This is a genomic window from Nocardia abscessus NBRC 100374, from assembly GCF_000308455.1.
In the GTDB taxonomy this organism is placed as follows: Bacteria; Actinomycetota; Actinomycetes; order Mycobacteriales; family Mycobacteriaceae; genus Nocardia; species Nocardia abscessus.
Genome location: NZ_BAFP01000072.1, coordinates 1 through 956, shown reverse-complemented (window position 1 = coordinate 956; position 956 = coordinate 1). Strand labels below are relative to the sequence as shown.

Genomic DNA, 956 nt, shown 5'->3' with positions numbered 1-956 from the left:
GTCACCGAGGAGGACGAGGACGCGATCTACCTGCGCACACTCGAGGAGTTCATCCACCACAACCTGGTGATCCGCCGCGGGCCGGTCGCCGCGCTGGCCGCACTGTCCTACCGGGTACGCACTCCGGAGGACCTGGATCGGGCCGAACTGTTCTACACCGAGATCGGCTGCCGGGTCGAGCGTCGCAAGGACGGCTTCACCAAGGGCATCGGCGATTCGGTGCGTGTGGTCGACCCGCTCGGTTTCCCCTACGAGTTCTTCCACGACACCGAGCACGTGGAGCGGCTGGCCTGGCGCTACGACCTCTACACCCCGGGCGCGCTGGTCCGGCTCGACCACTTCAACCAGGTCACCCCGGACGTGCCGCGTGCCGTCAAGCACTACCAGGATCTCGGTTTCCGCGTCACCGAAGACATCCAGGACGAGGCAGGCACCACCTACGCCGCCTGGATGCGCCGCAAGCCGACCGTGCACGACACCGCGGCCACCGGCGGCGACGGCCCGCGCCTGCACCACGTCGCGTTCGCCACACACGAGAAGCACAACATCCTGGCGATCTGCGACAAACTCGGCGCCCTTCGCCTGTCCGACCGCATCGAGCGCGGCCCCGGCCGCCACGGCGTCTCGAACGCCTTCTACCTGTACTTGCGTGATCCCGACGGCCACCGCATCGAGATCTACACCCAGGACTACTACACCGGCGATCCCGACAATCCCGTCGTCACCTGGGACGTGCACGACAACCAGCGCCGCGACTGGTGGGGCACTCCGGTCGTGCCGTCGTGGTACACCGAGGCCTCGCTCGTACTGGACCTGGACGGCAAGCCCCAGCCGGTGCTACCGCGCAGCGAGACCAGCGAACTCGAGGTCACCATCGGCGCCGACGGCTTCTCCTACACCCGCGAACCCGGCCACGACGACCTGCCCGACTGGAAGAAGGGCGAATACAAGCTGGG

At 67.6% G+C, this 956-nt stretch carries 1 protein-coding gene; it reads left to right on the top strand.

Features of this window, described 5'->3' with window-relative positions; translation table 11 throughout:
• Positions 1-956 (top strand): 3,4-dihydroxyphenylacetate 2,3-dioxygenase (gene hpaD / locus ON19_RS14605; protein ID WP_043691646.1); only part of this gene is annotated, 956 nt, incomplete at both ends.